Annotated in this window: 13 protein-coding genes; 6 read left to right on the forward strand and 7 right to left on the reverse strand. The window is 49.5% G+C overall.

Annotated features, from left to right (window positions below; translation table 11 throughout):
• Window positions 1–349: 349 nt before the first annotated feature.
• The 3 genes from Q0991_RS09750 to Q0991_RS09760 are packed head-to-tail and all read left to right on the forward strand — an operon-like array spanning window position 350 to window position 5,639.
• Window positions 350–1,102: a peptidylprolyl isomerase gene (locus tag Q0991_RS09750; RefSeq protein WP_299487845.1), complete on the forward strand. Its 753-nt coding sequence runs from the start codon at window positions 350–352 to the stop codon at window positions 1,100–1,102.
• Window positions 1,099–4,056, forward strand: coding sequence for a peptidase domain-containing ABC transporter (locus Q0991_RS09755; protein ID WP_299487846.1), 2,958 nt, complete (start codon window positions 1,099–1,101; stop codon window positions 4,054–4,056). The genes Q0991_RS09750 and Q0991_RS09755 overlap by 4 nt, the downstream gene beginning before the upstream one ends.
• Window positions 4,053–5,639: an HlyD family efflux transporter periplasmic adaptor subunit gene (locus Q0991_RS09760; RefSeq protein ID WP_299487847.1), complete on the forward strand. Its 1,587-nt coding sequence runs from the start codon at window positions 4,053–4,055 to the stop codon at window positions 5,637–5,639. The genes Q0991_RS09755 and Q0991_RS09760 overlap by 4 nt, the downstream gene beginning before the upstream one ends.
• Window positions 5,640–5,815: 176 nt before the next feature.
• On the opposite strand, the gene Q0991_RS09765 is transcribed toward Q0991_RS09760, so the two are convergent.
• From Q0991_RS09765 to Q0991_RS09785, 5 genes are all read right to left on the reverse strand, one after another.
• Complete coding sequence (locus tag Q0991_RS09765; RefSeq protein WP_299487848.1) at window positions 5,816–6,016, reverse strand: hypothetical protein; 201 nt, start codon at window positions 6,014–6,016, stop codon at window positions 5,816–5,818.
• Between the two features lie 253 nt (window positions 6,017–6,269).
• Window positions 6,270–11,801, reverse strand: a complete 5,532-nt coding sequence (locus tag Q0991_RS09770) for a calcium-binding protein (protein ID WP_299487849.1) — start codon at window positions 11,799–11,801, stop codon at window positions 6,270–6,272.
• A gap of 180 nt (window positions 11,802–11,981) precedes the next feature.
• Window positions 11,982–12,938 carry a pentapeptide repeat-containing protein gene (locus tag Q0991_RS09775; RefSeq protein ID WP_299487850.1) on the reverse strand — a complete coding sequence of 319 codons (957 nt, stop codon included), beginning with the start codon at window positions 12,936–12,938 and terminating at the stop codon, window positions 11,982–11,984.
• 175 nt (window positions 12,939–13,113) lie between these two features.
• A complete protein-coding gene (locus Q0991_RS09780; protein ID WP_299487851.1) occupies window positions 13,114–13,431 on the reverse strand; it encodes a hypothetical protein in 318 nt (105 codons plus the stop codon).
• A gap of 609 nt (window positions 13,432–14,040) precedes the next feature.
• Window positions 14,041–15,675, reverse strand: a complete 1,635-nt coding sequence (locus tag Q0991_RS09785) for an adenylate/guanylate cyclase domain-containing protein (protein WP_299487853.1) — start codon at window positions 15,673–15,675, stop codon at window positions 14,041–14,043.
• Between the two features lie 376 nt (window positions 15,676–16,051).
• Between Q0991_RS09785 and Q0991_RS09790 the strand changes: the two genes are divergently transcribed.
• A complete protein-coding gene (locus Q0991_RS09790; protein ID WP_299487855.1) occupies window positions 16,052–17,599 on the forward strand; it encodes a DUF4189 domain-containing protein in 1,548 nt (515 codons plus the stop codon).
• Here the strand turns inward: Q0991_RS09790 and Q0991_RS09795 are convergent.
• Complete coding sequence (locus tag Q0991_RS09795; RefSeq protein WP_299487856.1) at window positions 17,589–18,125, reverse strand: hypothetical protein; 537 nt, start codon at window positions 18,123–18,125, stop codon at window positions 17,589–17,591. The genes Q0991_RS09790 and Q0991_RS09795 overlap by 11 nt on opposite strands.
• A 473-nt stretch (window positions 18,126–18,598) precedes the next feature.
• Between Q0991_RS09795 and Q0991_RS09800 the strand changes: the two genes are divergently transcribed.
• The gene (locus Q0991_RS09800) at window positions 18,599–19,558 is read left to right on the forward strand and encodes a DMT family transporter (RefSeq protein WP_299487858.1); all 960 of its coding nucleotides are present in this window, start codon (window positions 18,599–18,601) and stop codon (window positions 19,556–19,558) included.
• A gap of 399 nt (window positions 19,559–19,957) precedes the next feature.
• Window positions 19,958–20,110: a high light inducible protein gene (locus Q0991_RS09805; RefSeq protein WP_299487860.1), complete on the forward strand. Its 153-nt coding sequence runs from the start codon at window positions 19,958–19,960 to the stop codon at window positions 20,108–20,110.
• A gap of 101 nt (window positions 20,111–20,211) precedes the next feature.
• Here Q0991_RS09805 and Q0991_RS09810 read toward each other — a convergent pair.
• A partial coding sequence (locus Q0991_RS09810; RefSeq protein WP_366524938.1) for a hypothetical protein occupies window positions 20,212–20,431 on the reverse strand: 220 nt, incomplete at its 5' end.

Here is a 20,431-nt window from a genome sequence, read left to right on the forward strand (position 1 = left end):
GACTTCTGGATGCTACTTCTCCTGCATTAGAGGTGTGTAGCAACTAAAGTCTCGCACTGAAAGTGCGTAGTTTTGGACTAGCGTGTTTAGGATAATAAATTTACTAGATGTTAGAGTCTCTGCAAAGAGCTAAATCTATTTCTTCATCCATCAGTAGGTAGCGCCAGGAATGATGGCATGGATATCTCTAAAATGTTTCAGACAGGTGCCGAAAAAGTTACATCCTCTTAGTAAGAAGGGTATGGTAACAATACTCTGCCTTCGTCTTTATCTTCATTTGTTTTATTCATATTGCCCTTCAATTGATCTTTAGACTTGAATAACCCTCTCTATTAAGAGTATTTTTGATATGGTCTCTGCTCTGCCGATTGTGGATAACACTGTTCAAACCTCTGATTTAATTCCTTTACTTGGGCAGTACCAGCTTCTTCCTCAGTTGCTGAAGGAATTGGTAATTGACCAAGCCATACAAGACGTGCAATTGAGCCAGGAAGAAATTGTGCAGGCTATCGATCAGTTTTATCGTCAACATCAAATTGGTGATGAAACCCGGCGTGAGATGTGGTTAAAGCATTACCGTATGACGCCCCAACAGTTGGCAGTGCAGGCCCAACGGCAGTTAAAATTACACAAGTTCAAGCTTCAAACCTGGAATAATCAGGTAGAGTCTGACTTCCTCCAACAAAAAGGGCAGTTTGATCAGTATGTTTATTCACTGATTCGAGTGGCTAGTGCCGAAGTGGCACAAGAACTGTACTTCCGTCTACAAGCGGAGGAACAAGCCTTTTCGGATCTCGCAACACAGTATTCTCAGGGGCCTGAAGCCCAAACCGGGGGATTAATTGGCCCTGTGACCGCTGCCAATTTACATCCTACCTTGGTGCAAATTTTGACGAGTGCCCAACCTGGGCAAGTTCGCCCTCCCATTCGCTTAGGTGAATGGTTTGTTATTGTTAGCCTGCAAAAGCTTATCTCGGCCCAACTGGATGACACCCTGCGCCAACAATTGTTGGAACAGCGTTTTAATGAGTGGTTACAAACACAGTTGAAATCTGTTGCAGTGTCTGGCGATGCTATTGCTGTTTCTGTGCACACACCATGACTTCAGTCCTCCTATCCCTGGAATCTTTCCTTAAGGATCTTCCTGGCTTTAATCAGCTTTCAGAAGCGGTTTTATCCTTACTGGCGAAGGAGTTTCAACCCCTCCGCTATCCCATGGGACGTCCGCTGGTGTCTAACCGGGCGATGCCTCAAGACTTTACCCTGATTTATCAAGGGCAGGTGCGGCTATTGGGATATGATCCGCGCACAGATACTCCGGTGACGTTGAGTTTGCTGGGACCAGGGGCTGCCGTGGGTTGGATTAGCCTGGTGCGCCAAATTCCTTGCGAGACGGCCATTGCTTCTGTGGAAACGGTTGGTTTGAAGCTGTCTGCGGCTACCTTTTTGGATCTGTTGAGCCATGAACCTAGCATGGCTCAAATTTATGAGCAGCAGCCTAGTATCCTAGAAGCCTTTGATGTGCTGGGTCAACAGCTATTACTCCGAGCAGATGGCTCGACTGACCTGAAATATCTAGCTGAAAGGGCATTGCCAGAAAGCCTTATTCAAAGTTGCCCTCTACGAGATATCTCTATTGATCAACTACAGCCTCATTTGGAGTGGTTTGTGAGTGGAGGGTCCATTCCTGATTTAGAAATAGGTCAACCGTTGGAAACTTGCTTAGAGCAGCTCAACGGAACGGTTTCTCGCTCAGAAACACTACGGCTGATTGGATTAAAACCGATCAAATCACATCAACCCTCGATTGAGCCAGAAGATTCAGCGCCTCAATCAGATGTTTGGGATGACATCCCAGAAGCGCCCGTGCTGCTTCCAACCATTGATGAAGCCCCGGTTAAACATGGCAAATATCCCTTCAAATCGGGCCGAGGGCCTGTTGATGCGCCTCTAGCCTGTTTTCAGATGCTGGCGTTGCATCTCAATTTGCCATTTCGCAAGGATGTGATTCGGCGTATTCTCAAAAATCATGTGGATCGGAATGGTCCGGGTATTTCGTTGCCAGTATATGGTGCGATCACAGAATCCATGGGATTGCGAGCCCAACTCGTTGAAACACCCGCCTCCGCCTTCCCTCGTCTGCCGACTCCAGCCCTGATTAATTGGCAAGACCGGATTGCCCTGGTGTATGAAACGAGTCCAAAAGAAATTGTGTTTGCCGTGCCCGAGCAGACCCTGCTCCGCAAACCTCCCGATGCTTTCTTGGAAGACTTTGATGACAAGGTCCAAGTCTTGCTGCTAGAGCGCACCCATGAAACACCTCAAAGTCGGTTTAACCTAAGCTGGTTTTGGCCTTCCATTAAGAAGCACCGCAAGGTCTTGATTGAGGTGCTGATTGCGTCCTTCTTTGTGCAATTGTTTGGCTTGGCTAATCCTCTTATTACTCAGGTCATTATTGATAAAGTCTTGTCGCAAGGGGCTCTCGGCACCCTGAATGTCCTGGGTCTATTGTTAGTGGGTGTGGCTATTTTTGAAGCTTTGCTCACCAGTTTTCGCACCTATCTGTTTGTAGACACCACTAATCGCATTGATATGACCCTAGGGGCGGAGGTGATCGATCACCTAGTGCGCCTACCCCTACGATACTTTGATCGGCGACCCGTGGGTGAGCTTGCTACCCGCGTCAATGAATTAGAAAACATCCGCAAATTTTTAACCGGAACTGCCTTGACGGTAGTGCTAGACGCGGTATTTTCCGTGGTGTACATCGTCGTGATGGTGTTTTATAGCTGGCTACTGACGATTATTGCCTTGGGGACAGTGCCGCTCTTTGCCTTGCTGACGTTTATTTTTGCACCGATTATTCGCCGCTTAGCTCGAAACAAGGCCGAGGAAAATGCCAAAACCCAGTCTTATTTGGTGGAAGTGGTATCGGGAATTCAAACGGTTAAAGCCCAAAATATTGAGCTGAAATCCCGATGGCAGTGGCAAGATCGCTATGCCCGATATGTCAGCTCTGGGTTTAAGGCGGTTGTGGCGTCTACCACGGCAGGCTCCATGAGTGGCTTCTTAAATAAGCTATCTAGCCTACTCTTGCTCTGGGTCGGAGCCTATCTGTTTATCGAAGGGCAACTGACGGTAGGTGAATTGATTGCCTTTCGGATCATTGCAGGCTATACCACTGGCCCTTTGCTCCGGCTAGTGCAGCTCTGGCAAAACTTCCAGGAAACGGCACTGTCCCTTGAGCGATTAGGCGATATTCTCGATTATCCCCAAGAGGTGACTGAAGCGGATCGCAACTTAATTCCGATGCCGCTGATGGAAGGGGCTGTGAAGTTTGAGGACTTGTCCTTCCGCTTCAAGGACAATGGCCCCATGCAGTTGCAGCAGGTGTCGTTAGACGTGCCCGCTAAGACCTTTGTGGGGATTGTGGGCCAGAGTGGGTCGGGTAAGAGTACGTTGATGAAACTGCTGATGCGACTCTACAAGGCTAACAGTGGTCGGATCTTGGTCGATCAATATGATATCGGCAAAGTGGAGCTGTATTCTCTCCGTCGCCAAATCGGGATGGTGTTGCAAGACAGTTTGCTGTTTGATGGCACGGTACAAGAGAATATTGCCCTTTCTGCTCCAGACGCGACGGCGGAAGAAATTGTGGAAGCGGCAAAAGTGGCCTATGCCCATGATTTCATTATGGAATTGCCCCAGGGATATAACACCCGAGTGGGTGAGCGGGGCTCGGCTTTATCGGGGGGGCAACGGCAGCGGATTGCGATCGCACGCATGGTCCTCCAGAATCCGCAGCTGATCATTCTGGATGAAGCGACGAGTGCCCTCGATTACAACGCTGAACGTCAAGTCTGTCTTAACCTGGCAGAAGCCTTTGGCGATCGCACAGTCTTTTTTGTCACCCATCGTCTGAAAACGTTGGAATCCGCAGATATGATTTTGATGATGGATCAAGGCAATCTCGTTGAACAAGGGACGCATACAGAACTGATGCAGCAAAGAGGCCGATATTATTGGCTGTACCAGCAACAGGAGACTCAATCATGACCGGTATCCAAGACTTCGCGGGCGGCGACCCCAAAAAGTTGAATCCGACGGAGGCTACTGGAACAGAAGAAAACGTACTGCCCCTTACGAAAGCCCAGCCCAAGAAGGAAACCCCCTTTGATCGCCCGGTAATTTTACAGCAGTCTCCGGTCTGGTCTAGAGCGATTATTTGGGGGATTGTGGGTGCAGCCTCGGCAGCGTTGGCCTGGGCCTGTTTGTTTCAAATTGAAGAAGCCATTCCTGCATCGGGACAGCTAGAGCCTAAGGGAGCGGTTAAAGATGTTCAATCTCCGGTTGCTGGCGTAGTCAAAGAAATTAAGGTGGAAGAAGGCCAACTGGTCAAAAAAGGGGATATCTTGCTAGTGCTGAATCGTCAAGGTACGCGGTCGGAGATCAAATCGCTCCAACGTCAGCGCCGTAATTTGGTTCAGGTCAATGACTACTATCGGCAACAATTACAGGGTCAATCGAATGCCCCCCTCCCGGATGTGATTGATCCCGAGTTGATTAACTCAACCCGAGATCGCCAAGCCCTGGTAGCAGAAAATAAACTCTACCGAGCCCAGCTGAATGGCGCAAACAATACCAAGGCCTTTTCGGCAGAAGAGCGCCAGCGACTCAAGTCTGGGTTATTGCAAGGCTCGACTAGCGTGGCGGCTGCTGAAGCGCGCGTGAGGCAAGGGGACAAACAGCTTCGCCAAATTGAAGTGCAACTGGAACAGAACAAAATTCAACTAGAGAGTGCCCAAAAAACCTTGGCCCTCAATAAAGAGATTGTCAGCGATATTGAAGATGCCCATAAAAAAGGTGCGATCGCACGAGTGCAATTCAAACGACAGCAGGATGAAGTGCAGTCTGGCGCAGCAGAAGTCTCTCGTCTCCAGCAAGAGCAAATTCGTTTGCTGCGACAAATGGAGCAGGTGGGCCAGGAAAAATTGCAGTCCCAAGCCCAAGCCTTAAACACCGTCGCCACGAACCAGCGGGATTTGTTGGATCGAATCGCCGCCAATGAGCAACGCATTACTGAAATCGACAGTCAACTCACCAAAGCGATTGTGGATAACCAAAGGACTATTGCAGATTTAGAAAATCGGCTCCAACAAGCGAAACTGACTCTCGATTACCAAGAGCTGAAAGCACCCGTTGATGGAGTGGTGTTTGATTTGCAACCGAGTTCGCCCGGATTTGTGGCAAACGCCAGCGAACCAGTCTTGAAAATTGTCCCTGCCGACAACCTGAAAGCCAAAGTCTACATCACCAATAAAGATATTGGCTTTATCCAGACCGGGATGCCGGTGGATGTCAGGGTAGATTCCTTTAACTTCAGTGAATTTGGCGATATAGAAGGAATCATTGAGTCCATTGGCTCTGACGCCTTACCCCCTACGGAAGTTCGGCAGTTTTACAGCTTCCCTGCTGTTGTCAAATTAGATTCACAAACATTAAAAACCAAGGGGCGAGAGTTAGCGTTGCAGTCTGGGATGTCGGTCAGTGTCAATATCAAAGTGCGCAAGCGACCGATCATTAGTTTGATCACCGATCGCTTTTCTAAGGAAGCGGATGGTATCAAGCATTTGCGCTAGGTTCAAACAAGTAGTGGATTGCATACTGGTCCAAGCGTTACATCCTGGCGAATAAAAACCCTGACAGTGTATTGCCAGGGCTACGGGGGAACATTGTTTTCGTCAGTTGTCGAACGGTGTTGATAGCCAATAGGGGTAGGTTAAACGGTGATTATCGCAAGCCCACCGCCCCAACATCATCCTGAAAAATCTATATCAATCGACTCGTTCATACTGTCTACATCTAAATCAAGCAGCATAAAACTATCAATTTCTGCGTCAGATAAAAATAAGGATTGCTGAATAGAAGTTGTCATTATATTCAAGGTGTTAAGTGGGTTCATCATGTGAGTGCTTTTGAAAAGTGCTATCTGGGAAGCCATCATCATTGGGGTCATCCGGGTTGGTTGCTTATAGATATAGACTAACCATTACAGTAAGCTTGAGAGTCAAGGAAAACTTGTATAAGAATAAGTTATACTAACCGCTTTCCCCATATACATAGCGACCTGAAACGCTTGCATAGCAATACTTTACGTATAATATATGTCTTTTTTTGTGGTATACATTTTACAGACAAAAAAACTGCCCTGGTAGCACCAGAGCAGTTTTGGGTATCAACGTTAAGGGTTAGGTTGTGCAGATGAGCTTCTAGATATAGATAAAGGAGCTATCCGTGAGACTAAAACCGAAGTCACTCACAACATTGGCAATGAGCTCATCTGTGCCATTGGCACTACCATCGCCGTTAGAATCTAGATAAATTCCAGTACCACTCATTCCAGGTGCTGAAGCACCCAAGACATAGTCAGATGCAGAACCACTCAGTTGGATCAAATCTTGATCGCCATTGAAATCCGTGATGACCGCAAAATCATTCAGACCAGCAGAGGCATCATCTCCATCGTTGTAGTAGGCCACATCACCACCAAGGACGAAATAGTCTGCTCCTTCACCCCCAGTCATATAGTCGATGGAACCACTGCCTTTGAGCGTGTCGTTGTTGGCGCCGACTAAGACATCGTCGCCGCTACCGCCCAGTAGGGTGTCATTGCCTTCTTGCCCCATCAAGGTGTCGTTGTTGGCACCCCCGTCTAGGAGGTCATTGCCAGCACCAGCATAGAGACCATCATTACCAGTATCACCGGAAAGTTGATCAGCACCGCTGCCACCGTATAGAGAGTCTAGACCTGCACCACCCTGTAGCTCGTTAGATCCGTTGACGCCGTACAGAGCATCGTTTCCGTCACCCCCTAACAGTTGGTTATCACCATTACTGCCAAACAGCTCGTCGTTGCCAGATCCACCCTCTAAGACATCATTGCCGTCTTCAGCATAGAGGGAGTCGTTCCCCTCGCCACCCAGGAGGGTGTCAACACCAGACCCACCGTAGAGTTTGTCATTGCCACTGCCTCCGTCGAGAGCGTCATTGCCGCTCCCGCCTTTAAGGATGTCAGCCCCGGCACCTCCACTGAGGATATCGTTGTCGCTGCCCCCTTCTAGGGTGTCTGCGCCACTGCCACTAGTGAGGGTGTCATCCCCAGAGCCCCCTTTGAAGAGGTTGTTCCCTGCGGTACTGGTGAGAACATCATCCCCAGCTCCACCATCTAAGCGGTCATTGCCACTGCCACTAGAGAGGGTGTCATTGCCGCCTTGGCCATAGAGTTTTACCTTGGCACCATTGGTAGAGGTCAGTTGGTCATTACCGCTGTTAGCATAGAGGGTTTCGATGCCTGCTGCATCGATATCCATCGTCAGGTCCGAGGTGCTTTGGTAGTAAGCCGTATCCGTGCCAGTGCCGCCTTCAACCACCGTATCGTCGGCATCGAAGTAGAGTTTATCGTTACCGGCACCCCCTATCAATTGGTCTGCACCAGCATCCCCTTTCAGAGTGTCGTTCCCAGACCCAGCATCTAAGAGGTCATCACCACTACCACCGAGGAGGCTGTCGTTGCCATTATCAGCGCTGAGGGTATCGTTGCCCGACCCACCATCTAAGGTATCTTTACCGCCAGCGGTCGTCAGGCTATCGTTGCCGTCACCACCAAACAGAGAATTGTTGCCGCCGCTAGAAGATAAGACATCGTTGCCGCTGCCACCGTCTAGGCGATCACTGCCGCTGCCGCTGGTAAGGGTGTCATCTCCTGCTAGGCCATACATTTTAATGTTGGTGCCATTACTGGAAGTGAACTGGTCGTTGCCAGCATTACCGTGAATTTCTTCGATGCTGACATCATCAATATTGAGGGTTAGACCATCGCTACTCTGGAGTTTGGCGACGTCTGTACCCTCGCCACCGTCGAAGGTGTCGTCCCCATCAAAGTTAAGGGTGTCGTTACCTGCACCGCCCATGAGGGTATCGGCCCCGGCATTACCCGAGAGAACATCATTGCCCTCTTGGCCTTCTAACCGGTCATCACCCGTGCCGCCCGAGAGAATGTCATTGCCTGCTCCTGCGAGAATGGTGTCATTGCCTGCCCCGCCATCGAGGTTTTCATGGCCCGTGCCGCCCGTGATACTGTCATCTCCAGCTTCACCATGAATTTCGACATTCTCGGTGCCGGAATTGGTAAAGACATCATCGCCGCCAGAACCGTAGGCTAGCTCAATTTGGCTGGTGCCCAAGTCTAGGGTGACCGGCTGGTTGCCTTGGACGCGAGCGATGTCATAACCGTCGCCACCATCGACTACAGTGTCGTCTGCGTCGAACAGCAAGGTGTCAGAGCCTTCGCCCCCATACAGGGCGTCTGCACCATCTCCACCGACCAACATATCGTTTTCGGTACCGCCTTCGAGGGTGTCATCCCCAGCATTGCCTTCGAGGTAATCGTGGCCTGCTTCACCGGAAATCAGGTCATTGCCTTCACCTGCGATCGCAGTATCTTCACCTGCTCCACCGGCTAAGGTATCATCGCCAGTACCGCCTTCTAAATAGTCATTAGCTGAGCCACCGGATAATTGGTCGTTCCCACCTTTACCAAACAAAGCAACAGTCGTAGAAGCGGGGGCACCCGCACCATTCGTATTCGTGAAAACATCATCACCGCTGTTGCCGTGGGCTTCATTGAAGCTGTTAGCCCCTGCATCAAAGACGACGCCTTCTGCCGACTCAACAATGGCAACATCATAGCCTTCACCACCAAGGATTTGAGTATCGGCAGCATCCATGAAGACTACGTCGTTGCCATCTCCACCTAGGAGCGTATCAGCGCCTTCACCACCGCTTAAGAAGTCATTGCCGCTGCCGCCATCAACAACATCATCTCCAGAGTTTCCGGACAGCCACTCGTCATTGCCGGTATTACCTGAAATAACGTCAGCACCTGCGCCCCCTTCAATCACATCTTGGCCTTCGCCACCACTCAGATGATCAGCGCCTTCACCGCCGCTCAAGTAGTCGTTTCCTGCCTCACCGGAGAGTACATCATCTCCGCTGTCACCCCTAAGAACATCTTTTTCATCTCCGCCGAAGAGTGTATCGTTTCCGGCCCCCCCTTCCAGGATGTCTAAGCCAGCTTCACCCTTGAGTAAATCGGCACCGTCACCGCCGCCTAAGGTGTCGTTACCAGCCCCACCGTATAGGGTGTCTAGTCCAGCATCGCCTTGGAGAACATCGTTTCCTGCATCACCGGTTAGTAAATCCTGGTCAGCGCCACCCAGAACGGTATCATCGTCTTCACCACCGGAAACAATATCGTTCCCCCGACCACCAGAAACGATGTCGTTGCCTGTACCGCCGGAAACAACATCGTTGCCCGTACCACCGTCGACCCAGTAGTCATCACCTGTTCCGGCGTTGAGAATGTCGTTGCCAGCCCCGCCAGTCAGAACGTCGTTGCCTTCATCCCCTGCCAAGGTGTCGTTGCCCGTACCACCGCTGATGATGTCACTTTCTAAGCCACCGCTTAGCTCGTCATGGCCTGTGCCGCCATCTAGGGTGTCCTTGCCTGCACCGCCGAAGAGCGTGTCGTCGCCGAGACCTCCTTCTAAGATGTCGTCGCCTTGGTCGCCAGAGAGATAGTCATTACCGCTGTTCCCCAAGATGGTGTCGTTGCCTTCACCCCCCATGAGGACATCATTCACAGATGAAGCCGTGCTCGCGTACACCGAGACGCTATCTAGATATCCACCCAAGCTATCATCTGTACCCACGGCTCTAAACTCAAGGGCAGTCGTATCGCCATTGCCACCTTGGAGCTTATAGGTATAGGTTTGCCATTGTTCGATTTGGCTTTCACCGTGAATGGTATCGATGAGTTCGCCATCCCAGTAAACTTCAATTGGTGTACTGTTGAGATCTACACCGGGTCTGGGAGTGTAAGCAAAAGACAGCTCGTAGGTTTGTCCTGCTACCGTGTCTAATTGCTGCATCATGCCACTGTTGTTGTGGCTATCAAGTTCTACTCGGGCTTGGCCGTCATCAGCGACCCCTATCTGCTGAACTTCGATGCCGGACCCTTGGGTACTTGTCCAACCGGCTATGGATTGGAAAACATCCCAACTCTTATTGCCCAGAGGATTGTCTTCGAAACTGCCATTGACGACGAGATTGATTTGACCCAGGCTATCTTCTTGACCGCCATCGATAAAGTCGTTCCCAGTGCCCCCGTAGACGGTGTCGTCTCCAGAACCCCCATCCATCGTGTCATGACCAGCATTACCTGACATTAAATCATTGCCGGAATCACCCAGAACGATGTCTTGGCCTTCGCCACCGCTGACGGTATCCTCGCCAGCGCCGCCAGCGACGACATCATTGCCGAGGCCGCCTTCGACGAGGTCGTTGCCATCGCCGCCGTCAACCCAGTAGTCGTTCCCCTCACCCCCCTTGAGGATGTCATTGCCCGCATCGCCCATCAGGACATCATTACCAGTGTTGCCAAGCAAGGTATCTGTCCCTTCACCCCCGGACAGCACATCTTCACCCGCACCGCCATCGATTAAATCAGCGCCTTCACCACCCGAGAGCCAGCCATCATTGCCAGCACCACCGTCGATGGTGTCATTACCCTGACCGCCTTCAATGGCATCCATGCCTTCGTCACCGGAAAGGAGGTCATCTCCTAATCCACCACTAATAAAGTCATGGCCAGCGCCACCGCTGATGGTATCTTGACCAGCGTCTCCATAGAGAACATCCTGGTCACCTTCACCAGTAATCAGGTCATTGCCTTCACCGCCATGAATATTGTCATCTCCGTGCCCCCCAGATAGGGTATCTGCACCGGTGCCGCCATCCATATGGTCGATATGTTCGCCACCAAAGAGGGCATCATCGCCTGCTCCCCCGATCATGGTGTCGTCATCTGCACCACCGTAGAGGGTATCGTTGCCGTCACCCCCATCCATAATGTCGTGCCCTTGCTCGCCGTAGAGGGCATCATTGCCGTCGCCACCTGATATCCAATAATCATCACCGGCCCCACCGATCAGCTCATCATTGCCCGCTTCTCCGATTAAGATGTCATTGCCAGCCTGCCCCAGAATTCTGTCATCACCTTCTCCCCCTTTAAGGGTGTCGGCCCCGGCGCCGCCATCAACGAGATCATCCCCAGCACCGCCATCAGCGTAATCTGCACCAGAGCCTGCTAATAAGGTATCTTCACCGTCATTTCCCAGAACGATGTCATTGCCAACGCCACCCGTGACAAAATCATTGCCGTCACCACCGCTGAGAATATCGTTGCCAGCATCGCCATGGAGAGTGTCATCTCCGGCTTCACCCGCTAGCCAGTAGTCATCTCCTTGACCGCCAATAATGACATCTGCCCCTTGATCGCCCATAATGGCATCTTTGCCGAGGCCACCGATCAAGACATCATTACCGAGGCCCCCGAGTAAGAGGTCATCATGCTGGGTACCGCTAGGGGTAGAATCCGTCGGATCTGCAAAACCAGCACCACTTTCATCAACGGGACCACTGTAGCTATAGTTGCCATCGGCATCTTGTTGCCAATTTTGAGTTCCGCCTTCATCCCCATGCATCCAATCGTTGCCTTGGCTACCAGAGAGCGTATCGTTGCCTTTGCCGCCCTGAATGACGTCATCTCCCTCATTACCCGACAGCCAAAGGTCATCTCCTTCACCGCCCACGATGGTATCGTCGCCTTCATTGCCCACCACGACATCATCTGCGGTTGAGCCAAATAATTCTTCGCTGGTATCCGTACCAAATACTTGCATGATTTCCCCCTGGTTTGTAATTCTTCTTTACGCTAAAAGTTCAAGTTCACTGCAGTGTCAATAGCAAGAGCTATAGAAAAAACTTATGTAATTGACACAAATGGATAGGTTGGACTGTGGACTTCCTCTTATCGGGAAGTCCTCACTGGGTTGACGATGGTGTTGATCAGCTAAGGCAAATTAAGGAACGGGCTGTGGATATCCCATGGATGAGGTATCCACGAGAATGGGCTCGTCAACGATCACATCTTTGAGATTGGCATCAATTAAATTGCTACCAAATAAATTCACACCCCGTAAATCAGCGCCTTCAAGATTGGCGCCCATCAACAGCGCTTCGCTTAAATTGGCACCTCGGAGATCGGCCTCGCATAAACACGCGCCGCCGAGGTTACTCCCAATTAGACTGGCCCCGGCTAAGGTGGCTTCACTCAAGTCGGTGCCGATCAGAACGGCATGGGATAAGTCTGCATCTTTGAGATAGGCACCAATCATATCGGCCCCGCTGAGATGTGCTTCTCTGAAAGTGCATTGTTCGAGAGCGGTTTCATTTAAGCTAGCCAGCATCAATTCTGCTCTGTTGAAATTGGCATAACTGAGTAAGGTGCCATTGAGCTTGGCACCGATTAGCTTAATTCCTGAAAAATGTCGTTCTCCAGCGGCATACTTAGCGAGCATCCCTCGACTGATGTCATCTTCCACAACTGCTTCAACGGGGTTATGGTCCTCAAGGGCTGCCAGAATCTTGAGCAAAGATTGTACGGGTAAATCAACCGAAATCAATTGTTGTAACTGTTCTCCCTGGCGGCCCAACTGCTGCCGAGTATGGGTCAAGGCTTCAAGCTGTTCGTCCAATTCATCGAGATGGGCTTGTACCATTTCTTGCATCCGTCGGGGTGCGTCTGGAGAGTGTTCACCGAGTTCCAACAGCTCTTTAATTTCATGCAGGGATAACCCCAAGTTCTGAGCACTGCGAATAATTTGGAGCCGATCTTGAGCGGCTAAGGTATAAAGTCGATAGCCGGATCGATTGCGGTCTGGCTGGTTGAGGAGTCCAAGCTGCTCATAGTACCGAATGGCTTGAGGAGAGACACCAAATTTAGTGGCAAGTTGGCCAATGAGCAGTCCGGTCGTCATAGAGATTCTAAAAACTGATTGCCTGGTTGGGATACCCGTTATCTTTAGGATGCCCAAAAAAATTGGCAATTCAGCGAGGAAAAGACGAAAACCCCCGACAGAAATTGCCAAAGCAATTAATTAAGTTTGTCCAGAAAAATCAAATCATTGAATAATTGGCAACTACATCACTAAATTACACTACTGAAGCTGCTAAATGATCAATTGTGCTAGGTCCAACTTTTGCTTTCAGAACATCTTGGATCTCGCGAAGGTAGCTTTCAGCAACTTCATGGGGGAAGTTGAGATGAATGGTGAGGTTTGGGTTGCTACTATAGATATGTAAAGAACCATAGGTTGGCAACCAACCCGAAAATCCTGCAACTTGAGCATAGGCAATAAATTGGAATGCGCGAGTACTCGGATTAGAGTATTCAATTCCGCTATCAGTCAGTGTTATAAGGACATCGCTGTTGGCATCTTTAGGATGAAAGCCTTTGAATTCCTTTCTCATTTTAGACTCCTAGATATGAGTGAACAGGATGGAAAAACCTAGAATTTCTAGAGCGTTATTCTATAGAATATTTTCTCTAACAAAGAGTAATTTATCTATTGATTTTAAATCTTAAATCAGAAAAAATAGCTCTTGAATCAGATTGACTATTTCAATATTGCCCAAAGAATGATGGTTTCTAAACCTCGTTTTACTCCAAGCTTAAAAATTACATAGTCTAGTGTTTTTTTATTTCTAGCAGAGAGATTTTAAGTTAGACCGATCATATGCGTTTAACCAATAACTAAAACAGAAACATATACAGTTCTGGAACAAGTATTAGCAGCGTTTGGCCTCCTCAAACAGCCCCACCCTTGACTAGGGCTGACAGTCTATCCGCTCAGACCGGCTGCACGGAGCTTGAAACAGAAAACTTTGACTGCATTATGCCTGAGGATAGCCGCCTGCTGTAAAGGAGATAGACCACAAATCATAATAGTGGTCCGCCAGTAGATGAGGAGTATCCACAATCGTGCCGGGTTTGCCAGCAGCAGCAGCATTTCCGTTCTCACCTGTGAATCAACGATCCCCCATCGGTGATCAGGCGCAATTCACTGCCACCGTTTACCCCTAGGAATCAGGTTTCTTCTGATCCCAGAGTAATTTGTACAGCTGAATTGGATCTCGGATGCCCTTCACTGGCACAGGGGTCAGTTGTTGAATAGGAACGTCGCAATGGGGTAGCTCGTTTAGGGTGCTTTGGGAAATAAGAATTTCTCCTGCACGAGCGACGTCACAAATCCGGCTACTGATATTGGTGGTATTGCCGATCGTGCCGTACTGAAAGAGCTGTTCCGAGCCAATATTGCCAGCAGCGACGACGCCAGTATTCACCCCAATATGAATTTGAATGTTAAAGTTCCAACGTTTTGCCCAGCGTTGATTGAGTTTAGACACTGCCTGCTGCATGGCAATGGCGGCTTTGACAGCGCGTTGGGCATCGTTGGGATGTTGATAAGGTGCCCCCCAAACAGCGAGCAATGCATCCCCAATGTATTGCTCTAATGTGCCTTCAAATTGGAATACGATACCCTCAACCATGACGCTGAAGTATTCATTGAGCATGGCAATCACTTGCCGAGGTTCAAGACGAGAGGATAGTTCGGTAAATCGGCTAATATCCGCAAAGACTACGGTGACGTTGGTGTCAATGACTTCGAGTTGACTTTCTTCACTCAGTTTTCTCCAAACATTCTGAGGAAAAAAGCGTTCTAGTTTGGTGCGCAACACGGCTTCTGTTTGAATTTTCTTATACAAGCGGGCGTTGTCAATGGCGATAGCAGCCTGATTCGCTAATCCACCTAAAAATTCCAGGTCTTCTTCCGAGTAAATTGCGCGGATCGATAGGTTGTCGGTATACAAGACGCCGATGACGTCATCTCTCGGCTTGAGGGGGACACACATGGCAGCATGAATCGCTTGCTGGACAATGGATCGCGAGTCATGGAATCTGCGATCGCGGGCCGCATCATCCGTCAGGATCCCTTCACCCGACTCATAGACAAAGTTGGTAATCGTGGTGCTGTAAAAGCGCAATCCGGTAGGGATACCGCTGCGAAATTTGATTGCTTTTTGCTCCAGCTCTTGAGTTTGGGGATTGACGAGCAGAATTAAACCGCGGTCAACGGTCATAATCTCGAACAGCAAGTCCAAAATTTTGTCGAGCAGTTCTTCTAACTCTTTGGGAGAAGACAGTTGCTGACTGACCTCTAGCAAGATTTTAAGTTTGTCAACCGACCGGGTCTGATCATCCTGCTGTTTTAACTTTAAACCGACACCAGATTGCCCAGGGGCTTCGGGTTCTAACAGATCTTGCAATTCAATTCGAGTGTTTTCTGGTGTAAAGCGGCTAATGATCGAAAGGGATGGATCGGGGGGAGGACTCGGCGGGCGAGAATCGGGAATCGTCGCTGTCAAGTGCCAGGTGATTTGCATATCGATGGTGCCAAATCGCACCAAATCCCCATCTTTGAGCTGGCACTGTTGGATTTGCTGATCATTGACATAGGTATGATTCAAGCTGTCTAGATCTTTGAGAACCGCCTGACCATTCTCCTGCACCATCAGTTCAGCATGATGCCGCGACAGGCTAGGGTGCATGAGCACAATGTGGTTGTCTAACCCTCGACCAATCGAATTCGCTCCTGCAATCAAGGGATAGGATTTGGGGTTAGGGGCATTGGGGGGGGCCACTAGGTACGGCACATCCACTCCTGTGTTTGATAACGAATCCTGTTCAGAACCTTAGGGATAGTCTAACGGTTGCCCTAGGTTAATAGAGAGGAAATTACACACTATATTAATCCAAATCCCAGAACTCCCACCTCAACAGGATTAAGCAGACCCCAATCATGGCGCCGAAGCCGTAGGTCACCCCGGCTCTGTAGCCTGCATTTACACGATAGAGGGGCTCTTGGACAATAAGACAGCAGTTACCGTTTTGGCAACAAGCGGGGGCTAGTCTGCAGGCTCAACCGAAGATAACTGACAACTTTTGGATCAGGGCAAAGTATTGTACAGAAGATGGCGCTTGCATCACGCCTCAAGTTATCACTGAGATACGGGTTGAAACTGAGCTGTTATGACCAAACTCTTGAATAACCGTTATCAAGTTCTAGATGTCTTGGGAGGGGGTGGCTTTAGCACCACTTTTCTGGTTGAAGACACCCATATGCCGTCCCGGCGACGGTGTGTGCTCAAGCAGCTTAAACCAGTGAGTGTGGAGCCGTCTATCCAGACCCTGGTTCAAGAGCGATTTCAGCGGGAAGCGGCCATTCTGGAAACCTTGGGGGATCTGTCGGATCAAATTCCTCGGCTATATGCCTACTTTACCGAAGCCAATCAATACTACTTAGTCCAAGAACTGATTGCTGGTCGGACCTTAGCAGAGGTCGTCCAAACGCAAGGAGCTTTGAGTGAAGCCACCGTGTTGGATATCCTCCAACGGTTGTTACCCATCATCGATCTGATTCATCAGCGCGGCATCATTCATCGAGACATTAAGCCTGAGAATATTATTTTGCGAGATCAAGATGGCAAACCCGTTTTGATTGATTTTGGGGCGGTCAAGGAAACCTTAGGAACCGTCGTTAATGCTCAAGGAGAGCCCACCAGTTCTGTGGTGATTGGGACGCCAGGATTTATGGCGACAGAACAATCGAGGGGATTTCCCACCTATGCCAGTGATTTGTACAGTTTGGGGTTAACCGCCATTTACTTGCTCACGGGTAAATTTCCCCATGAGCTAGAGATTGATCCCCAAACGAGTCAACTGCGTTGGCATCAATCTGTACTCAATATGTCCCCTGCTTTAGCCACAGTTTTAGATCGATCAATCAATTTGGCGGCCCGCGACCGCTATGCTTCCGCCCCCGAATTTTTGCAAGCCCTCCGCGATAGCACCCTCACCGTCACGCCGGTCACGCCGCCTCCATCTCCCTCCCCCAGCTATCCCCCCGCAGCGCCACCGCGTTCGCCTTCTCCCGTTCAGTCAGAGGTTCCCCCCACCGATCTCTCTGCCACGCTCTCCAGGGAGGGATCGGAGGGCTTTACACCTAAAAAGGTGGGTATTCTGAGTGCGATCGCGCTCACCTCTGCTGTGCTCAGTTTTGTGGCCGTGCAACAACTCTGGCCCGTGATGGCTGGATGGTTGGCAGGCCGAACCGATGATCCCAGTTCAACGCCCTCCATTTCCAGCGAAACACCCAGTCTCACCCCTGAGATTTCCCCTAGTCCATCCCCTGAAGTTTCGCCCAGCGCTACGCCTGAAGTCTCCCCTAGCGCCACGCCCAAGGTTCTCCCCCCGCCCGCGGGCCAGTTTGCTGCGATCGCCTATTCTGTACCAACAGGCGCCTATGGGTATGGATTTCGCTATACCTCCCGCGCCGCAGCCGAACAACGGGCTCTGCAAGAATGCAACCAGCGAGTTCCCGCTCAAGATTGCCAAGCCTTGTTTTGGTTTCAAGATGCCTGTGGGAGTTTGGCTAGATCGCCCTCGGGGGCCTATGGTTGGGCTTGGGATAAGCAAATTCAAAACGCTGAACGAGAAGCCCTCAAGCAATGCACAAGCTACGGAGGCACCAATTGCCAAATTCTGGTGAATCTCTGTAGTGATCGCCTTATTTCATAGAGCCTGTATTTTTTTCGAGGTAATGGCGAACTCCATCCCCCATTTGCGTGAGATTGGGGCCAATCTTTTGACTGAGTAATGTTTCGACAAAACCAGCTACTTGGCTTCTTAAAAAGTCGGGAATTCCCTGAATCTTATGGGGATGGATGACCAACTCGCCCCGGTTTTCAACAATTGTCATGTCGCCCTGATCTCGAAAATGGTTTTTGCCTGAACAAGACACGGCTTCTGTAAACGCATGGGTTGTAATCCGCCACTCTAGGGAATAATCTGCTTCATCCCAAATATTATGCTCGGTCCAGGACAGCATTTGCTCATCAATAAATGCCTTGGCAATGGTGGGAATTTCGCCGCCCCCATGCCAGTCGTTGGTGCAAATGACCCTGCCATTGTCTTGCGCGTAGGACTTTGGCTCAATGCGATGCACATTATCCATATAGGGCAAAAGCTCTTGTAGTTTGTCCCGGTAGGTTTCAAAGACAAGGGATCTGGGAAAAGGAATGTGGGCATCTACAGAGATGTGCATATCGAGTTGACCGGTAACGAATACATATAAACAGCTAGAAATAGAGAGCTAAATAAGGGTGGATCCAATGGTCATTATGTAGTTATCGCATTTACATGGCTTCTGCGTTGGGCTGTAGCAAAAATCCATGAAATTAAAGCGTTTGTTGAATAGATTTTTCTTAAATTCACAAACCCCCAAAAAAACCTTTCATAACCCCCTTCACCCCCAGAGAATCAAGACTTATATCCCTTCTGCTATGCACTTCGCTTGCGACCAGAACAGCTTGTTCTGGCAGCATCTTACACTGAATGCTTAAATTGCAATCCTCAAGACCGCAGGAGAGTGGGACAATTATTAAGGAAATAAAGCTTTTAATGCTTTAGCCAGAGTATTTTGCCGATTTGTTAACGTCTAAACTCACTTCTCTCTAAAACTGCCTCTAAATTGGTTTAACGACCAATAGTTTGTGCGTGAAAGTATAGGGTTGCACCATGACACAGAAACTATCGCAGGTGAGACGTCCCTGGGAGTTATCCGGGGAAGTGTTGCCCTTAGTGGCTATGTTAGCCGCTATTGTGGCGTTGTCTTTAGCTGCCATCTTTATCAAATTAAGTGAGCGAGAGCTAGGACCATTCGCCACCATCTTTAATCGGTTCTGGGTTGCCTATATTGTCCTTTGGGTCTGGCATGAATGGAATGCCCTGCGCACCCCTGCTGACCATGCAGTAGAAGATATCGACTATACTCGTCGCGATCAGGCGTTGCTAGTTGTGGCTGCCCTGATGTTTTGGGGGTGTATTGCCCTGTGGGCATGGTCCCTGACCCGGACTGAAGTCGCCAACTCAACGCTACTGCACAACCTCACCCCTTTATTTACCACGCTGGGGGGATGGTTGCTTCTGCATCAGCAGTTCGATCGCCGATTTTTGTTAGGTCTATTGGTGGCGATTACCGGGGCAGGCGCGCTGGGCTTGGGCGACTTACAAATTTCAGCCTCCCACCTCACGGGAGATATTGCTTCGCTCCTGTCCGCAGTCTTTTCTGCGGCTAATTTGATGATTATTGAGCGACTCAGAGCAAAATTCTCCGTCAACGTCATTCTGCAGTGGTGCTGCTTTTGGGGGGCAATTTGGACCTTACCCGTAGTTTTGTTGACGGAAGATCGTTTGTTCCCTATCTCAGCATCGGGTTGGATTTCAGTGATTTGCCTGGCCCTCATTTGCCAAGTCCTTGGTCAAGGATTACAGGCGTTTAGTTTGAAGCGTTTATCTTCCGGACTTGTCGGTATCTTGCTGCTTCTCGATCCCGTCCTAGCAGCCCTTACCGCTTGGGTACTATTTGCAGAGAGCTTAACCCTGTTTAAGTGGACCGCATTTTTGGTCGTCTTGCTAGGGGTCTATCTCGCTAAGTCCAGTGATGCGGCAACCCACACTGTCGAAGAATCATCCTAAAGCCAGGATATTGGGGCGAGGACTTTATTCGAATCTGCCAGGTCTACAGAGTTCTGCGCATAGGCATCGGTGCACAACAGAGTTTAATGACGAGCTAAAAATACACATTTCATCACATAAACCGTTACAAACATCTCAATCCCCAGGGAATGTCAAGGCAAATAAGTGGCTAAAAGCAGGGAGACAGGTAGCGAGAGATGGATTTTGAGTGTGTTTCTAAAGTAGCTTGAATAGTTTTCCAGGAAAGAATTCTAAGATATTGCCGATGCATTTCGTAGTCATAGATACATAGAAAATATAAATGATCAATATTGTCAAATAAACATTGTTATTTCTTTATGCTTTCGTTACACTCGTATCCATAAGGCCCAGAGCCTCGCAATTACGGAGTCACATGTTATGAGCACACAAAATGAAACATTCGGTTTTACCAGCTTTGCTGAGACCCTTGGCGGTCGCCTAGCTATGGTCGGTTTTTCCCTAGCCTTGATCACTGAAGTCCTCACCGGACAAGGGATTGTAGGTCAGCTAGCGGCTTTATGGAGCTTCTAGTCTGAGGCTGCTGACTAAGCCGCATTGCTTTGAGTAGAATAGTTCGCGCTTTTAGACCCCAGTAATGCTGGGGTCTTTTTTAACAGATAGATAGCAGGATACTAGACAAAGGTAAATCCCTGACTAAAGTCATTGAGGGTGACTTGGTCAATCACGCCAATCAGCTCATCCGTGGCTTGCTGATGCCAAATCTCTGTGGAAACCCCGTCTTGAGCCAATACCAGAGAATAGTCCCCAGCACTCCCTTGCAGTTGAATCACATCATCACTCAGGGCAAAATCGAGAATCGTTGCAAAGTCGAGGGTGCCACTAGTGTTTGTA

It is taken from the genome of Acaryochloris sp. IP29b_bin.137 (genome assembly GCF_028285745.1).
Classification (GTDB): Bacteria; Cyanobacteriota; Cyanobacteriia; order Thermosynechococcales; family Thermosynechococcaceae; genus Acaryochloris.